Genomic DNA, 20,269 nt, shown 5'->3' on the forward strand with positions numbered 1-20,269 from the left:
GGGGTCTTTCCGCCCTTATCTTAGGTTTGAAAACCCTGAAATGTCAACGGTTTGGGGGCAACTCTCATAATTCTTAATAAAGGGGCCGGGCCCTCCGCGGGCTTCATAATTCTTAATCCCACAGACAGGGAGCGGTGGTGTATAATAGGGGCAGACAAAGGAGGGACGGCCCATGGCGGAACGGATCTTACTGGCGGATGACGACGCCTCCATCCTGGCTCTGGTCACAGACCTCCTCACCGAGGAGGGCATGGCCGTTACGGCGGTCCCCTCGGGGGAGGAGGCCGTGCGCCGGGCGGAGGAGGCCCCCTTCGACCTCATCATCCTGGACATCATGATGAACGGCATGAGCGGCCTGGAGGTGTGCCGGGCCATCCGGGACAGGGTGGCCTGCCCCATCCTCTTCCTCTCCGCCCGGGACAGCGTGAAGGACGTGGTGGCGGGGCTCGGCCTGGGGGCGGACGATTACCTCACCAAGCCCTTTGCCCTGGAGGAGCTGGTGGCCCGGGTCCGGGCCCACCTGCGCCGCCAGGCCCGCTCCTCCCCCGCCGCTTCCGCGGAGCGGCCCATCACCATCGGCGGCGTCACCCTGGACCCCGCCGCCCTGTCGGTCACCAAGGACGGGCGGAACATCCCCCTCTCCACCCGGGAGTTTGAACTTCTGGCCTACCTTATGGGCCACGCCGGGCAGACCCTCTCCCGGGAGCGCATCTTCCACGACGTGTGGGGCACCGATTTCGGAGACGTGGGCACCGTGGCCATCAACGTCAAGAACCTGCGGGCCAAGCTGGACCCGGACTGGCGCTACATCAAGACGGTCTGGGGCTCCGGGTACCGCTTTGTCACCCAGAGCGGGTTTACGGAGGAGGGCTGACATGGAGGAAAAACAGCGGTTCTCCGGCGTGGGCTGGCTCTCCAGCCGCCTGAGCCGGAAGCTCATCGCCCTCATCCTGGTCCTGGCCGTGGCCAGCTGGCTGGCCATGTGCGCCTATTTCCTAGCCTACCTGGGCCGGTACACCGGACAGGCCTACGACGGGATGGTGGAGAGCGCCCAGGACACCGCCCTTCGGGCGGCCGCCTATTTGGAGGGCTGCGGCGGGGACTATGAGCTTTTCGGCACCTGGCTTTCCGGCGAGGGCTTCGGCGCCTCGGTCCAGACCAAGGAAGGGGAACGCCTCTTTGACCAGGCCCCCGCGGGCCTCTCCCACGGCCTTACCGCCGGGGCCTGGGCCCCCGCCTCCCTGCCGGGGGGCACGGTGCGGGTGGCCGTCCAGGTCCCCGCCATGGCCCGCCAGGAGTTGACACGGTCCGTCACCCACTCCGCCTTCCTGGGGCTGCTCCTCTTGAACCTGTGTGTCTTTGCCGGGGCGGCTCTCCTGATCTTCTCCCTGATGGTGGCTCCCATCGTCCGGCTTCGGAAGACCATGCGCCGCTATTACGAATCCGGAACCCGGCCGGAGCGCACCGACCGGGCCGACGAGATCGGACGCCTTCAAAACACCTTCGCCGACCTGGCCGGCATCGTGGACCGGAAGGAGAAGGCGGAGCGGCAGCTCATCGCCTCCATCTCCCACGACATCAAGACCCCCCTCACCTCGGTGCTGGGGTACTCCGAGCGCCTCCTCTCCCCCGGACTGCCCCCGGAAAAGGAACGCAGCTATCTCCAGAGCGTCCATGAAAAGGCCGTGGCCATCCAGTCCATCGTGGATGAGTTCGACGACTACATCGACGTGGGGCTCCGGGATACCGCCCCCATGGGGCTCATGACGGCGGAAGAGCTGTGCGCCCGGCTCCTCCAGGAGTACGAGGGGGAGCTCGCCGACACCGGGGTGGGCTTCCGGGTGGAATGCCAGTGTCCCGGGGACAGGCTCTTATGCAACTGGGAGCACATGCGCCGCTTCTTCGGAAACCTCATCGGCAACAGCATCCAACACGCCGGGGCGGAGCGGCTCTCCCTCTCCCTCACCTGCCGGCGGGAGGGCGGACAGGTGGTCTTTCTCTTCTCCGACAATGGAAAAGGGGTGCCGGAGGAGCTGCTGGACCAGATCTTCGAGCCGCTGTACACCTCCGACCGAGGCCGCAAGGTCTCCGGCCTGGGGCTGTCCATCTGCAAGAGCATCATCACCGCCCACGGCGGCGCCGTCTCGGCCTTCGATCTTCCCGGCGGCGGCCTTTCCATCCGCGCCGCCCTCCCCGCGCTTGATCGGTAAACAGCAAAAGGAAGCCCCCGGCCCAATGGGCCGGGGGCTTCCTTTTGCTGTTCTTTTTTCCCAGGTCAGGCACACATCCAGTGTTCCATGTGTATATTCACGCTCGACACTTTTCGACTTTTCGGACTTTATTCCCTTATAATCTTTTATTTCACCGCGATTTCATCATAATATAAAACAAAGAAACATTTTTTGCAAATGCGCACGATCATTCGGGGACATTGATGCGTAATTGCTATAACCTTCCAGCAGAGGGAGGGAAAACGATGAAACGAAAACGCCATCCTACCGCTTACCAGGAGAAGCGAAAAGAGGCCAATCTGATCCAGGAGGCAGCGGCGGAAAAGCTGGGGATTTCCACCCGGAACCTGCAGTACATCGAGGCGGGGCTCCGGGAGCCCAAGATCAGCATGGCTTACCGAATGGCGCGGCTGTATCAATGCAGCATCATGGACTTCATACCGGAAGAAGCTCCGCTGGATGACGCCGGGGAGCGGGAGGGATAAATGATTTTCCCAACGGACGCAAACCCGCCCGTTTTTTTAAGCACGGCCACCGCTCCAATCTTCTGGCGGGCGGCGATCTGGAAACCGCAGGGAAACGCCCCCGCAAAGTCTGAATGAGGAGCGAAAAAAGAGCGCCGCCCCGGAGGGCGGCGCTCTTTGAACAGTAGCAGCGTCTTACAGCGGCAGCCCGCTCAGGCTTTGGGCCGCAAGGAACAGCACAAAGGCGCTGAGGGCCGGGGCGGCCTTCCCCGCCGGGCCGGAGGCCATGCGGCGGGCCATGGAGCCGTACAGGAAGGCGGACACGCCGAAAACCACCATCCCCAGCAGGAACAGCAGGCCCATCTCCTCCGCCCCCGCCAGTCCGGCGCACCAGGGCAGCAGGGCGAAGGAGGCCCCCGCCAGCAGAAGGTTGGGCACCCAGGCCCGCTGAGCCTTGGGCGAGAGGTAATTCTCCACCGCCAGGGCCGCCAGGGAGAAGAAGGCCAGCATGGCCACATCCAGCTTGGGGAGCACGGCCGCCGGGGAAAAGACCTTCACCAGCACCGTGATCAGGCAGGACAGCCCCAGCAGGGCGGCCAGAACGGCATTCACCAAAACGCTCTTCTTCATGTTCAGCCCCCCCATTCCGTGGCGCTGGAGGACACGTCGGCCCCCGTGACAAACGCGGCGGCGGAGTTGACCCCCTTGGCGATGGCCTTGGAGGTGACGGTGGCCCCGGTGAGGGCGTCCACGTCCTCCCCCACGGCCGCCTCCCCGGCGGTGCCCAAGAACTGGCTCAAAAAGGCCGTATCGGTGAGGGCCTCATGGCCCAGCCCGAAGGTCTCGGTCAGCGCCCGGACCACCACACCGGTGACGGTCCCCTCGTTGTCCACGCCCACCAGGAGCCGGATGCCCCCGGCGTAGCCGTCGGTGAGGGTCTCCACCACGTAGCCCGTGTCCCCCTTGTAGACGGCGGTGATGTTCTCGTCCTCCCCGTCGTATTCCTCCGGGACAAAGGCGGCGCTCCCGGGCAGGAGAATGGACATCATCTCATTTTGCTCCGCCTCGGCGTTGGCCGCCGCGGTGCCCGCCAGCCCGAACCGGGCCCCGCCCACCAGGGCGGCGACCACAGCCAGGACGGCAATGGGCTTGATCAGGTCTTTCATCATGCCGCCCCTCCTTTCAGGACGCCGAAGCGCCGGGGCGCGGTGTACCGGTCGATGGCCCACACGGCGGCGTTCATCAGCAGGATGGCGTAAGTCACCCCGCCGGGGAAGAGGCCGGTGTAGCGGAAAACCACAGTCAGAACGCCGCAGCCCAGGCCGTAGAGCAGCTGGCCTTTGGGATTTGTGGGAGAGGTGGCGTAATCGGTGGCCATGAAGATGGCCCCCAGCATCACGCCGCCGCCGAAGATGCTGTAAAGCATCCACTGAATGGGGTCCTGCCCCTTGGAAAAGAGCAGGGACAGCACCGCCACGGAGCCCAGGTAGGCCGCCGGGATCCGCAGGGAGATGACCTTGCGGACCACCAGGTAGGCCCCGCCCAGGAGCAGGGCCAGGGCCGAGGCCTCCCCGATGCACCCGGCCACGTTGCCCAGGAACATGTCCAGCAGGGACGCCTCAGGCAGGGCGGGCATCTGCATATGGTGCAGGGGGGTGGCGGCGGTCACCGCGTCGGCGGCGGAGCCCAAGAGGGGCAGGTCCTGCCCCAGGGCGGCAAACCGGGTCATGGCCGCGGGCCAGAAGAGGACCAGCAGGGCCCGGCCGGCCAGGGCGGGGTTGAAAATGTTCTGGCCGATGCCGCCGCAGAGGGCTTTCACCACCACGATGGCAAAGACGCCGCCCACCGCCGCCAGCCAATAGGGCACGGTGGCGGGCAGGGTCATAGCCAGCAGGACGCCGGTGACGGCGGCGGAGCCGTCGGGCAGGGTGTTGTGCTGATGGGTCAGCGCCCGGTAGAGCCCCTCGGCGGCCAGACAGGCCGCCACGCATACCGCCGTCACCAGCAGGGCCCGGGGGCCGTAGACCACGGTCCCGGCCACCAGGGCGGGGATCAGGGCGATGAGCACGTCCCGCATGATGGTGCCCGTGCTCTCCTTCCCCCGGATATGGGGAGAGGATGTCACTGTCAGTTTCATGCCTGCTTCCCCTCCTTCAAAGTTCGTTTTCCCACCCGGAACCGCTCCACCAAAGGAAGCTTGCCGGGGCAGACATAGGCACAGCAGCCGCACTCGATGCAGTCGGCCAGATGGAGCCGCTCCAGCTCGGCCAGATCCCCCGCCTGCTCATAGCGGTAGAGGTACAAGGGCTGGAGGAGCATGGGGCAGGCCTCGGTGCATTTCCCGCAGCGGATGCAGTGGGGGTGGCCGCTCTCCCCGTTCTGGGCATTGGACAGGCACAGGACGGCGTTGACGCCCTTTACCAGGGGAGCGCTCAGGTCGGTCTGGGCCACGCCCATCATGGGACCGCCCGAGACCACCTTCCACACGTCGTCGGTCAGGCCGCCGGCGGCGGCCACGGCCTCCTCAAAGGAAGCGCCGATGCGGACGATCAGGTTCTTGGGCTCCTTGACGGCCTCGCCGGTGACGGTGACGATGCGCTTCACCACCGGCTCCCCCTCGTAGACCGCCTTGTAGACCGAGGCGAAGGTGGCGGCGTTGAACACGGCGCACCCCACGTCCTTGGGCAGGCCGCCGGGGGGCACCTCCCGGCCGGTGACCGACTGAATGAGCTGTTTCTCCGCCCCCTGGGGATAGCGGGTGGGCAGCACCTTCAGCTCGATGCCGGGGAAGTCCTTCAGCTGTCCCTCCAGCACGGCGATGGCCTCGGTCTTGTTGTCCTCAACGGCCAGTACCGCCCGTTTGGACTCCAGCACCCGCATCAGCACCCCCATCCCCCGCAGGACTTGCTCGGGATAGGTGCACAGCAGGCTGTCGTCGGCGGTGATGTAAGGCTCGCACTCGCAGGCGTTGGCGATCACGGTATCCACCTTGCCCATGCCGGTGATGGTCTTCACATCGGTGGGGAAGGTGGCGCCGCCCATGCCTACGATGCCCGCCTCCCGGATGATGGACACCAGCTCCTCGGCGGAGAGGCCCTCCGGATCCAGGTGGGGCGTCAGCGCGGAGGCCGGGGTATCCTGGTAGTCGTTTTCAATGACCACCGCCATGCACGTCCCGCCGCCGGGATGGGGCCGGGGCTCCACGGCCAGCACCCTGCCGGAGACCGAGGCGTGGACCGGCACGCACATGCCGGGGCCGTCGCCGATCTTCTGGCCCAGGCCCACCAGATCCCCCGGCTTCACCAGGGGCTCGCAGGGGGCGCCGATATGCTGGCGCAGGGGGATGACCACCTCACGGGGGATGGGGGCCGGGACGGGGTCGTTCCGGCCGGTCAGTTCTTTGCGGCCCGCCGGATGGACGCCGCCAAAAAACAGGTGTCTCATTTTCTCACCTCAACAAATCATGTCCGAAGCAGTTTGGAGAAACCGGGGCTGTAAAACTCGTTCCCGTCCCCGTCTACCCACAGGGCCTCTGCCCCACAGCGGTCCAGCAACGCCTGCCCCGCCTCCCGGGGCAGGGTGTAAAGGGCCGTAGACAGGGCATCGGCCAGACCGGAGTCGCCGCACAGGATGGTCACCGCCCGCCAGTACCCGGCGGGAAACAGGGTGTCCGGGTCAATGATGTGGTGGTAGCGGACTCCGTCCACCGTGTAGTATCGCTGGTAGTCGCCGCTGGTGACCACCGAGCCGTCGGTGACGTAGACGGTGTGGAGGTAGTCCTCCCGTCCGCCGTCCGGGTCCTGGACCCCCACCACCCAGGGGGCGTCCCCCTGGGGCTTGGACCCGGTGGCCCGGACATTGCCTCCTACGCTGACCAGCAGTCCGGAGGGCAGGCCCTCGCAGACCCGCTCCACGGCGTAGCCCTTGGCCACCGCCCCCACGTCCAGCCGGAGGTCCGGGTCGGTGATCTCAACGGTGGCGGCCGCCTCATCGATAACGACGCGGTCGAAGCCGGTGTGCTCCGCCGCGGCCCGGAGGGCCTGGATATCGGGGAGAGCGGCCTGTTCCGGGTCCTCCACCCCCTCCTCCCGGGCCTCGTGCCACAGGGAAAGCACGCTCCCCATGGTCACATCCACCCGGCCGCCGGTACTCTCATAGAGCTCCCGGCAGAAGAGCAGCAGGTCGACGATCCGTCCGTCCACCGCCACGGCCCCGCCTCCGGCGCTGTCGTTGAGGGCCTTCAGGTTCACAATGCCCTCGTAGTCGTTGTAGATGTCAAAGAGCTGGTGGTATTCCAGCAGTTCGTCGTGGAAGCGCTGGGTGACGGCCCGGAAGTCCTCCTCGCGCTCGGCGTAGCCCACCACGGTGGTCACCGTGTCAAATAGGGTGAGGAAGCTGGCCTCGTACCGTTTGGGTGTCCGCTCCTCCGCCGCCCGGGCCCCGCAGCCCGCGAGGGTAAGGAGGACCGCCAGGGACAGGGACAGCCATCGCTTTTTGTTCATGCCGGTCCTCCTTTCCCGCATCACGGATCAAAACCAGTCCTTAGACGGCCTTCTCGATCAACTCCTGGAACTCGGTGATCCCGATGGTCACGGAGGAGGCCAGGTCGGCGTCGGTGGCGCTGCCGTGGTCGTCCACGGCGATGCCGGTGATCTCGCTGACGGTCTTGCCGGTGACATACTCACAGAAGGCGGCGGCCTGCTCGTTCCACTCCTTGCCGATGGAGGAGGCCTTCCGCATGTCGTAGGCGTCGCCCAGCTCGTTCTTGCTGGCCTGGGGCGCGGCCAGGTCGGTGGTGATGGCGCCGGAGGCGTCAAAGTTCACGTTGGCCTGGACCGCGTCGATGGAGCAGCTGGTGACGGTGTCCCCATTCAGGGTGACGGCGGCCACGGTGGTATAGGCCTGGGCCAGGCCGTCGGCCTCGGCGGTGGCGTCCTTGCTCTTGCTCATATTGGTGACGGTGGTGAGGGCCAGCTTATCCCCGGCCTGGGCGCCCAGATGGGCGGCGTTGGCCACGGCGGCCTCGATGCCCTCCAGGAAGCCGCCCACGGTGACGGTGACGGAGGAGGCCAGGTCGGCGTCGGCGGCCTTGCCGCTGTCGTCGATGGCGATGCCCTTCAGCTCTTCCACCGTCTTGCCCACGGCGTACTCGGCGAAGGCGGCGGCCTGCTCATCCCACTCCTTGCCGATGGCGCTGGCCTTGCGCATACCGTAGTCATCGCCCCGCTCGTTCTTGCTGGCGAACTCGGTGTCCAGGGGAGTGACCAGCTTGCCCTCGGCGTCGAAGTTGATCTTGGCCTGGACGGCGTCGATGACGCAGGAGTCGATGACCCCGTCGTCGGTGACGGTGACCGCCACCAGGGCGATGTCGGCCTGGGCCAGGCCCTCGCCCTCAGCGGAGGCGTCCTTGCTGCTCTTCACGCCGGTGATCACGGACAGGCCTGTCTTTACGGCCCCCTCAGTGACGGCGGCGGAAGGGGCGGCGGATTCCACGGGGGCCTCGGAGGGAGCGGGCGTGCTGGCGGCGGGCTTCCCGGCGCAGCCGGCCAGCAGGCCGGCGGTCAGGCTCAGGGACAGGGCGGCGAGAGAGAGTTTCTTCATGTTCATCTTGATGTACCTCCATTTTTTCATTCGGCTGTGTGTTCGTTCTGCTTCATTTCGAAGTGGATCAGGAAGGACAGAAGCGCGCGCAGGGCGATGACGGCGCCCAGGACGGTCAGCTCCTTGAGATCCCGGACCAGTACGGTCTTGAGGATCTCGGCCGCCATTTTGAACTCCAAGCTCAGCGCCAGGCCGTTGGCCAGGCGGAACTTGATGTCGCTGGGCTTCCCTGTGACAAGGCCCTTCAGATACCGCCCGAAGGCGGCCGCTGAGGAGACCCCCACCACGAAAATGCCCATCATCTCACAAAGGGGGATGAGAAAGGAGAGGACCCATTCAATCACGTTCTCCAGCATGGGATACCTCCTGTGAGAGTGTGGGGACGTTCCTCCGCCCCCGCATGACCTTGAGCGCCACGAACTGGCTGAGCAGCTCCACCGTTCCCTCCACGCCCAGAGGGCCGCAGTCCACCGTCAGGTCATAGCGGGCCAGGTCGGCCCACTTGCCCCCGGTGCACACGCCGTAGCGGCGGGACCGCTCCCTGTCCTGGCGCAGGGCCTCCCGCCGGGCCTCCCCCTCGGGAAGCCCGTACTGGCGGACGATCCGCTCCACCCGGTGGTCCATGTCGCTGTGGAGAAAGACCCGGATGAGCCCCTCGGTGCCGGAGAGCACATGGTCGGCGCAGAACCCCAGGATGACGCAGGGCCCCGCCTGGGCCATGGCCCGGATGGCGGCGAAGCGCTGGCGGTCGTCCCCATCCACGTCCAAATCGGCGTCGTGGCACGCGATGCCCAGCCGCCGGGCCAACCGCTGGCCGATCTCCTTGCCGCCGCTTCCGTATTTGCGCCCGATGGTGATGACCACCCCGCTCCCCCCTTTGTGAAATTTCTCACAATCGCAGTGTAACTGTAAAACCTTAATGCCAGATAGATGGTGCCTTAATATTCATTTAGGTTGTGTAAAAAGCGAAAAAGAATGTCGTGAAACATGGTGTTTCACGACATTCCTGGAAACTTTTATTCAATCTTCCTCTCCCGCCCTGTCCCGCAGGGGGAACGTGACGGTAAACGCCGCGCCCCCGCCGGGGGCGGTGCCCAGCTCGATGGACCCCTGGTGCTCCTCCACCACCTGCCGGACGATGGCCAGGCCCAGTCCGGTGCCCCGGCCCGCCTCCTTTGTTGTATAAAAGGGCTCAAAGATATGCTCCCGGGCCTCCTCCGGGATGCCCGGCCCGGTGTCGGACACCCGCAGCCGAATATGGGCGCCGTCCGCCCAGGTGGACACCGTCACCGTCCCGCCCCGCTCCTCCATGGCCTGGAAAGCGTTGAGCATCAGGTTGAGGAGCATCTGGGACAGCTGGGTCTCATTTCCGTAGAGCCACAGGTGGCGGCAGTTCAGTTCGGTCTCCACCGTCACACCGGGGGGCTGGGCGGGCGCCACCACCCCCAGCACCTTTTGGACCAGCTCGTCCGGGGAGACAAACTGGAAGGTGAGGGCGTTGTTTTTTCTCGACAGGTCGGAGAGCCGGGAGATAATTTCCTTGGCCTTCCGGGAGGAGTTGTAGATTTCCAGAACGTTGTCGTAGAGCTCCGTCTCCTCCGCGGGCAGCTTTTCCAGCGTAAGGATGCTGTACCCCATGATGGGGGTCAGCAGGTTGTTGAACTCGTGGGCGATGGAGGAGGTGAGTGTGCCGATGGTTTCCAGCCGTTGGTGGTGGGCCAGCTCCTGGGTCTTGCGGTTGAGCTCTTCCATGGCCTCGTTTTTCCTGCGCAGGACCTCCAGCTCCCGGAACTCCCGCTCGCTGCGCCGCCGGGTCCGCAGGGTCAGGACCACCAGAAGCACCACGCCCGCCACCACCATCCCGCCATAGGCCAGCAGGCGGATGGCCGCCGTATGGAGAGGCCTGATGACCCCGTCGTAGTCCACCGACACCCCTACGGCAAAAAATCCGTTGTTCCCCTCCCCGGCGGGGAGGACCGCTATCCGGGCGGTATAGCGCTTCCCCTCCAGGCAGTCGGCGGTGTCATAAAAGGCAGTCCCCTCCTCCCCCGCCCGCTGGCGCTCCAGCAGGAAGGTCAGGCCCCCGTAATCGCAGCTCGTCCCGTCCAGCGCCTCCACCAGGTCCACCCGGGTCCCCTCCCGGACGCGGTGGAGCAAAGTCTGCCCCCCGGCGTCCAGCAGAAGGATACGGTCCTGGGTGCCTGAGGTCAGATCCCCCGCCACCCGCTGATAAAAGCCGGGCAGATCCATGAGGGCGGCGTAGCTCAGGCCGCCCCCCACCTCCCGGACAAAGGCCAGATAGATGTTCCCCGCCCCGTCCAGGCAGGGGCGGACGGCGCCCTTGCCCACCTCCCGCCCGGCATTGGGCGGGATCACGTAATCCGTCGTGCCGCTGGTGGAGAGAAGGACCTGCCCGTCCTGAATGGCCAGCATGGCCGTAATGAGTTCATCCTGGGCCAGAACGTTCTCCCTCATATGGTTCAGCAAAGTCTCCGGGTCTCCCTCGGTCCGCCAGCGGATCTCCGCCGACCGGAAGCCCCAGCGCTCCACGGTGTCGTCCAGGCTCTCCCCATACCGGCTCAGATAGCTGGCCACGCTCCGGTCCACGGACCGGGCCAGGCTGAAGAGCTTCTCGTCCTCACTGGCGAGGATGATGTCCTCATATTTGGTAAAGACCCGCCCCACCATGACGATGCCGGTGATGATAAGGGCCAGGATCGGCCCCAGAGCCGCAAAAAACCGCCTTCTTCTTTTCTGGATCGACTCCACAGCCCCGCCCCCTTGTCAAACCGCCGGTTTTTGTCTATACTAACCATACACGATTGTTTTCAGCCTGTAAAGGGGGAGAATCATGGCCGACACCGTACTCATCGTAGACGACGACCAGTCCGTCCTCACCATGTTGTATAAGGTAGTCAAAAGCAACGGCATCGACGCCCACACCGCCTCCAGCGGCGAAGAGGCCCTGGAGCTGCTGGCCCACGAGGCTTACGACTGTATCCTCCTGGACGTGAACATGCACGGCATGGACGGCTTCGCCGTTGTCCAATCCATCCGCCGCCGCGGGCTGAAGACCCCCATCATCATCGTCAGCGGCCGGAAAGAGGATTACGACACCCTGTACGGCCTGGATATCGGGGCTGACGACTACGTCACAAAGCCCTTCAACCCCATTACTCTGGGGGCCAAGGTCAAGGCCCTCATCCGCCGCAGCCGGGACAATCTTCCCGGGGCGAACGCCCTCATTACCGCCGGCCCCTTCCAATACAATACCAGCACCCTGCGGTTCTATAAAAACGGCGTGGAGATCCCCCTCTCCTCCAAGGAAAACGCCATGATGAAGCTCTTCATCGACAATGTCAACCGCATCTTTTCCAAGGACATGCTCTACGATCTTATCTGGGGGGAGGCCATCATCGACGAAAACGCCATCATGGTGTACGTGAACCGCCTGCGCCAGAAAATTGAGGAGGACCCCTCCAGCCCCAAGTATATCCAGACGGTCCGGGGCCTGGGCTACCGCTTTGTGGTCTGAGGGGCAGCCTCCCGGTGGTCCCATACCCAGGCCAGTTCTTTCACCGGAGAAAACGCTGTACGCGCGATTATGATGTTTTCCCCGCTCCTTCCCCGCTTCAGCAGAACCATTTTTCTGTTCTGCCATCCTGCCGCATCACGGGATTGTCGATACCGTCCCGGTCTTATCAGTTGCGGGGCAAGCACACCCGGCCGCTGCGGCGCAGCCCGCTTTGCCGGACAAAATAACCGCGTCACGCGCGGCCAAAGAGGTATCCTTCATGGTTCACGGTATTATCATCGCCATCCACCGTTACATCGACGACTACGGCTGGTCCTGGAATATGGCCCGCAGGCTCATCAACCGGGCCTTTCACACCCAGTTTACCGAGGCGGAACTGAAAACGCTTTACCGCCAGTGACCGCCTTGCACAGCGGCTTTCCAATCACGTCAAAACCACCGCGGGGTGGAAAATATGAAAGAGAGGCAGTCATTATGAAAAGGCAGTGGAAAGGGTTTATCGCAGGCATCATCGTTACGTTCCTGCTGGGAGGCATCGTTGGGACCTCGCTGGCGTCCGGCTACCAAAAGCAGGCTACCCTGGACTACACCGGGATACAGATCACCCTGGACGGACAGCCGGTCACGCCTACGGATGCCAACGGCAGCGCCGTGGAGCCCTTCGCCATTAAGGGCACCACATATCTCCCCGTCCGCGGCATCGCCAACGCCCTCGGTCTGGGTGTGGAGTGGGACGGCACAACGCAGACCGTAAAGCTGACCACAGCCGCCCAAACTCCCGCAAATCAGACGGGCAATCCCAGCACCCCGCCCGCTTCCGGTGAAACCATTGGGCAAAAAAACGCGCTTAAATCCGCAAACAGCTACTTGAGCATCATGCCCTTTTCCCGTGAGGGGCTGATTGAGCAGCTGGAGTTTGAGCAGTACTCCCACGAGGACGCCGTCTACGCGGCGGACCACTGCGGCGCCGACTGGTATGAGCAGGCGGCAAAATCCGCCAAGAGCTATTTGGACATCATGTCCTTCTCCCGTGACGGCCTCATCGATCAGCTGGAATTTGAGGGCTATACCCACGACCAAGCGGTCTACGGCGCTCAGGCAAACGGATATTGAACATATAGCCGCCCCCCGGCGTCTCAAACGCCGGGGGGCGGCTGTCCGAACTTCTTAATCCACATTTGCGGCCAGGATGTCCAAAAACTGTGAGACCGTGGGTCTGTCAGGCAGCGGGCGGCCGTTCAGTTCCCTCAAAAAATCAGGATTGCTGTCCCACGCCCGCTTCACCGTCCTGCGCAAGCCGATCTCCACGGCCTTCCATGTAATGCCGTACCGTTCCGCCACAGCAGGATAGAGCCGTTTGGTCACCTGCATCAGGGCCTCCGGCTCCCTGTTGATCACTTCCAGCGCGGCAAGGCAATGGTGAAACCCTTCGTAATTTGCCGTGATGCCAAGGTTTCGCAAAAGTTTCCGGCGGTCCATCAGCGGCCCTCCAGCGCGTCGGACAGCCTGCGCAGGACTTCCGCCGATTCCTGGATCCAATCGGCCAGCATGTTCCGGTCAGCCTCGGGCAGCGTGACAAACCAGCCCAAGCCCTGGAGCACCTTCTCCTCACGGTCCGGCTTGGTTTGCGCCAAATCTTCCGAGAGTAAAGCCGAAGCCGGTATCCCCAGCTTTTGAGATATCAGTTCAAGGGTGTCCAACCGGGCCGCGGATGCCTGCTTCTCTATCGCCTGCAGCGTGGATTTGGTGATCCCAATTTCTTTCGAGAATTCCACCTGCGACCGCCCGCCGCGGATAGCCCTCAAATTGTTTGACAGGTTTTGTGTCAAGTCCATGACATTCCCCTCCTTACATAGTAAGGATAAAGGAAATCCCCGTCGAAAGCAGATTGATTTCCCGGCATTTTGGCCGTTTTACCGGCCAACCAGGAATAAAAGGACCAGCCTCTGATGCCGTGGCATCAGAGGCTGGTCCTTTTATGCTTATAAGAATCATCGAATCGATATACACCTTCTGTAACAAGTTTCTCCTCTGAGGCAGAGGCGCTTTGACCCCCAACTGTTTTGCTTTCAAGATACGTCGCCAAATCGGTTTGATTTCAAAATTTATAATGATTTCCATTCCCCCAAGCAAACAAGTCAACAAACAAAGACTTCCAAAGTTATTTACAAGACTTCCTTTTGCTAGTATAATACCATATAATACAAAGAATTTTGTCGAGTGAAAGGGTGCTGAATATGAACAGTGCTGCGTTTCTTTTTCCTGCGGTCAAAGGGGTCCAGGCCAAGAGGGATTATTTTGCCGCTATGGTGCCTCTTGAAATTATTCCGCGCATCTTTCAATTCGAGGATGAGGAGCTGCCGCTGGAAATCCGTGCCCAACGGGTTTTGAATAAAGCTAGAATCCCTGATATATGCAATTACATATTAAACAACCCAGACAACTATGTTTTTTCTTCTTTGACAGTTTCGGTAGATGGTGATATGGAGTTCCAGCCTTTTAATGAGAATAATCCTTATGTAGGATATATTGCTATCTCTATGAGTTCACAATTTTTGATCAATGACGGTCAACACCGGCGTGCGGCGATTGCGGAGGCCATTAAGCAGAATCCAGCGCTTAAATCGGAACATATTTCTGTGGTTTTTTATCGTGATGAAGGGTTGCTGCGTGCACAGCAGATGTTTTCGGACCTCAATCGTTATGCCATTCGTCCCACAAAATCCATCAATATTTTATTTAATTCTCGTGAGGAATCCTCCATCATTGCCAAACGCGTGATCGAAAGCGTCCCTACTTTCAACGGTTTAGTTGAAAAGGAGAAAACCACTATTTCCAACCGTTCCAAGGCTCTTTTTACACTCAGCGCAGTTTGTTCGGCCACAGAAGAACTGTTGAAAAACGTAGATTCTAGTATTGAAGACAAGATAAGCCTGGCGATCCAATTTTGGTCTCAGGTGTCCGCTCACATCACCGAGTGGAGTGCCGTCAAATGCGGTGCGATGAAGTCCTCCGATGTACGCAAAGAATACATATGTTCTCTCAGCGTTACTTTGGCAGCATTGGGTTATGGCGGCAACGCTTTGATTGCAGCATATCCCAGAGATTGGATCAAGCACCTTAAGGCGCTTGATCGTATTGATTGGAAAAAAGATAATCCCCAGTGGGAGAAATTAGTTTTTATCAACGGAAAAGTGGCCGCAAACCGAAGCGCGCAGCGGGCCATGTCCGAATATATCAAATCTGTTTTGATGGGAAATACAGGTGATCAAATATGAGTAGTCTGACCAAGGCCGATATTCGAGCCGTTATTGAAACAATTAAGGGGCTTTATCTTGAGGATAAAATCCCCTGGATATGTGGATACAGCGGCGGCAAGGACTCCACCGCCGTCGTCCAGCTTGTTTGGACCGCCATATCAGAGCTTCCAAAGGATAAGCTGATCAAGCCTGTCCATGTAATCAATACCGATACTTTGGTTGAATCTCCTGTAGTGGCGCTCTGGGCTTCGCAGTCGCTGCGAAAAATGGAGGAGACGGCAAAACGAGAGGCTCTGCCTATTATCCCCCACCGGCTCACTCCTGTCACAGAAAACACTTTCTGGGTCAGCTTGATCGGCCGCGGTTACCCCTTTCCCAAAAAAAATTTTCGTTGGTGCACCAGCCGGTTGAAGATTGACCCCTCCAACCGATTTATTAAAGAGATCCTCGACGCGGAAAGCGAGGCCATTTTGGTTTTGGGGACCAGGAAGGCGGAAAGTGCCTCCCGTAAAGCAGTAATGGAGGGCTACGAAAAAAAGCAGTACAGAGCCCATTTAAGCCCCAATGGGTCTTTTCCCAACTCTTATGTTTTCTCCCCCATTGAAAACTGGAGCAACGACAACGTATGGCAGTATATTGTCCAGTATCCAAATCCTTGGGGGCACTCCAACAAGGATTTGCTAGCCATGTATAGTGGAGCCAGCGCAGATGGCGAGTGTCCCTTGGTGCTGGACACATCTACGCCCAGCTGCGGAAACAGCCGTTTTGGCTGCTGGGTCTGCACTATGGTGGCTCAGGACAAGTCCATGGCGGCCATGATCAAAAATGATGAAGAAAAATCTTGGATGCTGCCAATGCTGAATTTTCGGGACAATGTGATCGTGGCTAAATGGGAGGACGACCGAAGGCGCCGGGACTTCCGCCGGATCGACGGACATCTGACCTATCGCAACGAAAGATTAGTCCATGGTCCCTACAATCAGGAAACTAGGGAAAAATTTTTGCGGGAGCTCTTGCGAACAGAAAAGCTGGTCCATGCGCTTGGGCCTGAGGAGATCAAAGATACTCCCTTAATTACTATGGACGAACTGCGAGTCATTCGGCGGATCTGGCTGGATGAAAAACATGAATTTGAGGATCTGCTTCCTAAAATATACGAGGAAGAGACTGGGAAAAAATATGACGACGGCGTCATCAGTAAGAACAAATATTTTGGTAAAAAAGAGGCCACGCTTTTGAAAGAAGTCTGTACCGAGTATGACGAGGGTGAAACGCTTTTGTTTGATATGCAGCGGGCCCTGCTGGATGTAGAAGCCAAAGCCAATGCCATGTCCAACAAACGAAACGTCATTGTCAACCTTGAAGCGGAAATCAAGAAAGCATTTTACCGGGATGAAGATGATGCCATCCAGCTGATCACACGGCAGGAACACAAAATAACCGAAATGGTCGATGCGCTTGCCGGCGATTCCCCAGAAGTGTGAGGTGTATAGGGTGTATTTTACAAAAATAGAGCTTCACAATTTTGGGATCTATAAAGGCAGCCACGAGATGTCTCTCTCCAACCAAAACGGCGAACGCAACATTACATTGATCGGTGGATTGAACGGGCGGGGTAAGACCACTTTCCACGATTCCATCCTGATTGCGCTGTATGGCAAGCAAGCTCTCAAGTACATCCAGGAGGGTGCCCGCTCTTATGAAAAACTGCTCCTGGACCACATCAATAAGCACGCTGCCGATGATGAAACCTATGTTGCAGTCTCCCTCACCTTAGATGACGGAATCTCCCTGCGGGTTGAGCGGAAGTGGCGGCAGAAAGACGGGAAGCTGAATCAAGTATTGACCGTGGAAAAAAACGGTGTAGCAGACGAATACCTGGGGGAAAACTGGAATTTTTATATTGAGGAGATCCTCCCTTTTGGTATCGCCAAGTTCTTTTTCTTCAACAATGAAAAAATCACCCAGCTGGCTGAGGACGCATCCTTTGAACAAATCAAGGGCTCCATAAAGTCGGCCATTGGAATCTCTACGATTGAAAAGACTATCTTTCACCTGGACGAGGTAATCCGGCGTAAGAAAAAAGCTATTCTGGAGTTTGAAAACAGCGAAGAGAACCAGGGTTATCGCGAAGTAGAAGAGCAGATAGCTGAGTTAGATAAAAAGCTGGCGGAGGCTATCGCACGAGAGAAGGAATTAGAGCGCAACCGGGAACGTGCCGAGGCCGACTACGAGGCCGCGGACAAAAAGTTTTGGTCTGCCGGCGGGGATTTGTTAAAGCACCGGGACGCCATTAAAGCGGAGATGAAAAGAATCACCGCAGAAGTTGAAGATATCAACTCCGAGATGCTGAAAATAGCCGCCGATCCAGCCACCCCGTTGTATATGTGCCGCTATTTGGTGGGTCAGGTATATGAGTCCGAGCTGGCCCTGCGCAACGATGATGCCGAGCGCTATTCAAACAAAGTGCGGGCAGAGCTTTACCGACGCATCATCGCAAGGTTGGACAACAGTGAGATACCCGCCGAGGTTTATGGCATGGTGAAAAAAATTGTCACAGATGAGTTGATCAGTCAAATAGGCAGCGAAAACAATCTGCCCATTGAGCCGCTTTCCCGTACCAGCTTGCAGCTGTTGGAGCGTCTCACCGCCGAAGTATTCCAAGTTCTAGACGCCCAAATTAACAATCTAACCAAATACATGGAGGAACAGGAAAACCGTCACATGAACCTGGACACTCATTTAGATGAATTTGATGAGAAAACGGTGGCCATGCAACTCTATGATGCACTACAAGACGTAGACAATAAGAAAAAGGCCGCTGAGAACGAGCACGATCATCAAAAGGAAGCCATCAAGAACATGGAGCAGTATAGGAATACACTGGATAAAAGGCGCATCAATTTGATCCGAAAAATTGCAGAAAAGCAGAATGATAACAGTAATAACGGTCGAATCGTCAAGTACGCGGCTATGTCGATGGAGGTCCTATCTCGATTTAAAGGCAAACTCCAAAGCGAGAAAGTAGCAGCTCTGTCCGAAGCCGTCACCCAGTGCTTTCGCGCTTTGGTGGAAAAGGATACATTTATCCAGCGAATTGACATCCATCCAGAGACACTGGACGTCACCATTATCGGCAGCGATGGAAAAGAGCTGTTGAAAAGTCAGCTTTCTGCCGGGGAGCAGCAGATGTTCGCCATTTCCATTGTATGGGCCCTGGCCTTGACCTCAGGATACAAGGCGCCGGTCATCATCGATACACCCATGGCACGTCTCGACTCTTCCCATCGGGCTAATTTTGTGACAAAGTACCTCCCCGCTGCCAGCTCGCAGGTCCTAGTATTATCTACTGACGAGGAAATCAACGGACAATACCTTAGTTTGATCCGAGACAACGTGGTCGACTCCTATACCCTGCTCTACCAGGAAGAAGAGCAGTGCACATCCATCATCCACGGTTACTTTGGGGAGGCGTTATCCGGTGATTGTAAAGCACTTTAAACTATCTCAGCCCGAAAAAGAGCGGTTGATTCGAATCAAATCTAAGACTGGTATCCAAAACTGGAACATTCTCTGCCGCTGGGCTCTATGTTGGTCACTTGCCGAGCCTACTGTTCCCGGGGGACTCGACCCCTTATCGGATAGTAATGTGGAGATGGACTGGTCCACTTTTGCCGGAGAGTATGCCGAAATATACGAGGCAATTATCCGTCAGCGCTGCATCAATGACGAGCTGGGAGACGATGAGAAAACATGCGCCAAATATTTTCGGCTTCATCTCAATCGTGGCATAAACCATTATAGTGCCCGGGATGTATTACAAAGCTGCCAGGATCTGCTGAGATCCGCAGTGCCAAAGGAGGAGATTTGATGGCTGTCTACCTTGACTACAACGCTTCCGCCCCGGTAGACCAACGAGTGTTGGAATGCATGATGGAGGTATACCGCGCACATTATGGTAATGCGGACAGCCGCACCCACACGTTTGGCACCGATGCCAAAGCTATCGTGGCCAGTGCCAGGGAGCAGATTTCGGAAATTCTCCGGATTGACAGCACCGATCTCGTTTTTACCAGTGGCTCTACCGAAAGCAACAATATGGCTATATTGGGACTGTTGGAGTACGCTGTGAAGAGTGGGCAAAATCATTTTATCACCACCGCCATAGAACACAAATCTGTTCTTGAGGCCATGAGGTATCTCCAAACAAAGGGCTGCAAAGTGGACATCATATCGCCGGACGAAAGCGGTCGGATCAAACCGGAGCAGATTCTCTCATTAGTGACAGAGCAGACCCTCCTTGTCTCAATGATGCACGTGAATAGTGAGACCGGTGTTATCCAGCCTATTGAGGAAGTAGGAGAGGCGCTTTCCAAAACGCCGGCCTACTTCCACATCGACGCCACCCAGGGCTTTGGTAAACTGAATGATACACTCCGAAAGACGAAATACGATATGTTAAGTGTGACCGCCCACAAGCTGGGTGGACCACAGGGTGTTGGTGCTCTTGTGATAAAGCGCGGTCCGAATTACCAGCGGCCTCCCGTCAGGCCCCTCATGTATGGTGGACAGCAAGAGCGGGGTTTTCGGCCCGGAACCACACCGGTAGCTTTGGTAGCCGGATTTGCTTTAGCTTCACAATTATGCGACAAAGAAGCGGAAAAGCATATGATGGCTTGCAAAAAGATCAAAGATCAATTTTTTACGTCTATAGCTGGCTTAGGTTACTCTCTGAACGGTGATCCCCAATATTGTATCCCATCAACGGTAAACATCAGCTTCCACGGAATCGATGCGGAAGGCATTTTTCTGGCAGTCAAAGAAAACTATGCCTTTTCAAATGGTTCCGCCTGCAATTCTGGCAGTCATGCGCCCAGCTACGTCCTCACCGCCATGGGACTCCCAGAGGACAGGATCAACCAGGCAGTTCGGATTTCATGGAGCCATGATACCCAGGTAGATTTCCAGGCGTTGGCTGGCTATGTAAAAAACATGATCTGAACAAGCCCAATAAAGTGAACCTTGAAACAGCGCCGGAAGAAAGCCGCCCGTCCATAAAAACTATACACATAGTTACCTGTACAATTAACAGCACCTAATGCAGTGCAAGAGAAGGTTCACTCATACAGCTCATATCCGGCAGGTGTACATCGACATACGCTTACCTCCTGCCGCGGC

Annotated in this window: 23 protein-coding genes; 11 read left to right on the forward strand and 12 right to left on the reverse strand. The window is 59.0% G+C overall.

Annotated features, from left to right (window positions below):
- Positions 1-172: 172 nt before the first annotated feature.
- The 3 genes from AAEU42_RS05205 (at position 173) to AAEU42_RS05215 (ending at position 2,716) form a co-directional block, all read left to right on the forward strand.
- Entirely contained in the window at positions 173-874 is a 702-nt protein-coding gene (locus AAEU42_RS05205; protein WP_342232478.1) for a response regulator transcription factor, read from the forward strand.
- Between the two features lies 1 nt (position 875).
- On the forward strand, positions 876-2,210 hold the full coding sequence (locus AAEU42_RS05210; protein ID WP_342232479.1) for a sensor histidine kinase: 1,335 nt from the start codon (positions 876-878) through the stop codon (positions 2,208-2,210).
- A gap of 266 nt (positions 2,211-2,476) precedes the next feature.
- Positions 2,477-2,716: a helix-turn-helix transcriptional regulator gene (locus tag AAEU42_RS05215; protein WP_342232480.1), complete on the forward strand. Its 240-nt coding sequence runs from the start codon at positions 2,477-2,479 to the stop codon at positions 2,714-2,716.
- Between the two features lie 174 nt (positions 2,717-2,890).
- On the opposite strand, the gene AAEU42_RS05220 is transcribed toward AAEU42_RS05215, so the two are convergent.
- From AAEU42_RS05220 to AAEU42_RS05260, 9 genes are all read right to left on the reverse strand, one after another.
- The gene (locus AAEU42_RS05220; protein ID WP_342232481.1) at positions 2,891-3,325 is read right to left on the reverse strand and encodes a hypothetical protein; all 435 of its coding nucleotides are present in this window, start codon (positions 3,323-3,325) and stop codon (positions 2,891-2,893) included.
- 2 nt (positions 3,326-3,327) lie between these two features.
- Positions 3,328-3,864 carry an RnfABCDGE type electron transport complex subunit G gene (locus AAEU42_RS05225; RefSeq protein ID WP_342232482.1) on the reverse strand — a complete coding sequence of 179 codons (537 nt, stop codon included), beginning with the start codon at positions 3,862-3,864 and terminating at the stop codon, positions 3,328-3,330.
- Positions 3,861-4,832 (reverse strand): RnfABCDGE type electron transport complex subunit D, encoded by a 972-nt coding sequence (locus AAEU42_RS05230; RefSeq protein ID WP_342232483.1) that lies wholly within the window; start codon positions 4,830-4,832, stop codon positions 3,861-3,863. Before AAEU42_RS05230 ends, AAEU42_RS05225 begins: the two co-directional genes overlap by 4 nt.
- The gene (rsxC, locus tag AAEU42_RS05235) at positions 4,829-6,139 is read right to left on the reverse strand and encodes an electron transport complex subunit RsxC (RefSeq protein ID WP_342232484.1); all 1,311 of its coding nucleotides are present in this window, start codon (positions 6,137-6,139) and stop codon (positions 4,829-4,831) included. The genes AAEU42_RS05230 and rsxC overlap by 4 nt, the downstream gene beginning before the upstream one ends.
- Positions 6,140-6,156: 17 nt before the next feature.
- Positions 6,157-7,197, reverse strand: a complete 1,041-nt coding sequence (locus AAEU42_RS05240) for an FAD:protein FMN transferase (RefSeq protein ID WP_342232485.1) — start codon at positions 7,195-7,197, stop codon at positions 6,157-6,159.
- Positions 7,198-7,237: 40 nt separating this feature from the next.
- Entirely contained in the window at positions 7,238-8,326 is a 1,089-nt protein-coding gene (locus AAEU42_RS05245; protein WP_342232486.1) for a hypothetical protein, read from the reverse strand.
- Positions 8,323-8,652 carry a DUF1622 domain-containing protein gene (locus AAEU42_RS05250; protein WP_342232487.1) on the reverse strand — a complete coding sequence of 110 codons (330 nt, stop codon included), beginning with the start codon at positions 8,650-8,652 and terminating at the stop codon, positions 8,323-8,325. The genes AAEU42_RS05245 and AAEU42_RS05250 overlap by 4 nt, the downstream gene beginning before the upstream one ends.
- Positions 8,633-9,160 carry a cytidylate kinase-like family protein gene (locus AAEU42_RS05255; RefSeq protein ID WP_342232488.1) on the reverse strand — a complete coding sequence of 176 codons (528 nt, stop codon included), beginning with the start codon at positions 9,158-9,160 and terminating at the stop codon, positions 8,633-8,635. Before AAEU42_RS05255 ends, AAEU42_RS05250 begins: the two co-directional genes overlap by 20 nt.
- Positions 9,161-9,316: 156 nt before the next feature.
- Positions 9,317-11,065, reverse strand: a complete 1,749-nt coding sequence (locus AAEU42_RS05260; protein ID WP_342232489.1) for a sensor histidine kinase — start codon at positions 11,063-11,065, stop codon at positions 9,317-9,319.
- A gap of 82 nt (positions 11,066-11,147) precedes the next feature.
- On the opposite strand from AAEU42_RS05260, the gene AAEU42_RS05265 reads away from it, so the two are divergent.
- The 3 genes from AAEU42_RS05265 to AAEU42_RS05275 all read left to right on the forward strand — a co-directional run bounded on the left by AAEU42_RS05265 (position 11,148) and on the right by AAEU42_RS05275 (position 12,944).
- A complete protein-coding gene (locus tag AAEU42_RS05265; RefSeq protein WP_342232490.1) occupies positions 11,148-11,831 on the forward strand; it encodes a response regulator transcription factor in 684 nt (227 codons plus the stop codon).
- Between the two features lie 259 nt (positions 11,832-12,090).
- Entirely contained in the window at positions 12,091-12,231 is a 141-nt protein-coding gene (locus AAEU42_RS05270; protein ID WP_342232491.1) for a hypothetical protein, read from the forward strand.
- 74 nt (positions 12,232-12,305) lie between these two features.
- Positions 12,306-12,944: an Ltp family lipoprotein gene (locus AAEU42_RS05275; RefSeq protein ID WP_342232492.1), complete on the forward strand. Its 639-nt coding sequence runs from the start codon at positions 12,306-12,308 to the stop codon at positions 12,942-12,944.
- 54 nt (positions 12,945-12,998) lie between these two features.
- Here AAEU42_RS05275 and AAEU42_RS05280 read toward each other — a convergent pair whose 3' ends face one another.
- From AAEU42_RS05280 to AAEU42_RS05290, 3 genes are read right to left on the reverse strand one after another with little or no spacing between them, the layout of a single operon-like run.
- Positions 12,999-13,310 (reverse strand): sporulation initiation factor Spo0A C-terminal domain-containing protein, encoded by a 312-nt coding sequence (locus AAEU42_RS05280; protein WP_342232493.1) that lies wholly within the window; start codon positions 13,308-13,310, stop codon positions 12,999-13,001.
- Positions 13,310-13,666, reverse strand: a complete 357-nt coding sequence (locus tag AAEU42_RS05285; RefSeq protein WP_342232494.1) for a helix-turn-helix domain-containing protein — start codon at positions 13,664-13,666, stop codon at positions 13,310-13,312. The genes AAEU42_RS05280 and AAEU42_RS05285 overlap by 1 nt, the downstream gene beginning before the upstream one ends.
- Before the next feature lie 13 nt (positions 13,667-13,679).
- Positions 13,680-13,904 carry a hypothetical protein gene (locus AAEU42_RS05290; protein WP_342232495.1) on the reverse strand — a complete coding sequence of 75 codons (225 nt, stop codon included), beginning with the start codon at positions 13,902-13,904 and terminating at the stop codon, positions 13,680-13,682.
- A gap of 164 nt (positions 13,905-14,068) precedes the next feature.
- On the opposite strand from AAEU42_RS05290, the gene dndB reads away from it, so the two are divergent.
- Genes dndB through AAEU42_RS05315 form a run of 5 tightly spaced genes read left to right on the forward strand, consistent with a single transcriptional unit; the run spans position 14,069 to position 20,092 of the window.
- Positions 14,069-15,109 (forward strand): DNA sulfur modification protein DndB, encoded by a 1,041-nt coding sequence (gene dndB / locus AAEU42_RS05295; RefSeq protein ID WP_342232849.1) that lies wholly within the window; start codon positions 14,069-14,071, stop codon positions 15,107-15,109.
- Positions 15,106-16,575, forward strand: a complete 1,470-nt coding sequence (gene dndC / locus AAEU42_RS05300) for a DNA phosphorothioation system sulfurtransferase DndC (RefSeq protein WP_342232496.1) — start codon at positions 15,106-15,108, stop codon at positions 16,573-16,575. Before dndB ends, dndC begins: the two co-directional genes overlap by 4 nt.
- Before the next feature lie 10 nt (positions 16,576-16,585).
- A complete protein-coding gene (gene dndD, locus AAEU42_RS05305) occupies positions 16,586-18,592 on the forward strand; it encodes a DNA sulfur modification protein DndD (RefSeq protein WP_342232497.1) in 2,007 nt (668 codons plus the stop codon).
- Positions 18,573-18,962: a DNA sulfur modification protein DndE gene (dndE, locus tag AAEU42_RS05310; protein ID WP_342232498.1), complete on the forward strand. Its 390-nt coding sequence runs from the start codon at positions 18,573-18,575 to the stop codon at positions 18,960-18,962. The genes dndD and dndE overlap by 20 nt, the downstream gene beginning before the upstream one ends.
- Positions 18,962-20,092 carry a cysteine desulfurase family protein gene (locus AAEU42_RS05315; RefSeq protein WP_342232499.1) on the forward strand — a complete coding sequence of 377 codons (1,131 nt, stop codon included), beginning with the start codon at positions 18,962-18,964 and terminating at the stop codon, positions 20,090-20,092. Before dndE ends, AAEU42_RS05315 begins: the two co-directional genes overlap by 1 nt.
- Positions 20,093-20,269 lie beyond the last annotated feature (177 nt).

The sequence above is a fragment of the Pseudoflavonifractor phocaeensis genome, assembly GCF_038439875.1.
Taxonomy (GTDB): Bacteria; Bacillota; Clostridia; order Oscillospirales; family Oscillospiraceae; genus Vermiculatibacterium.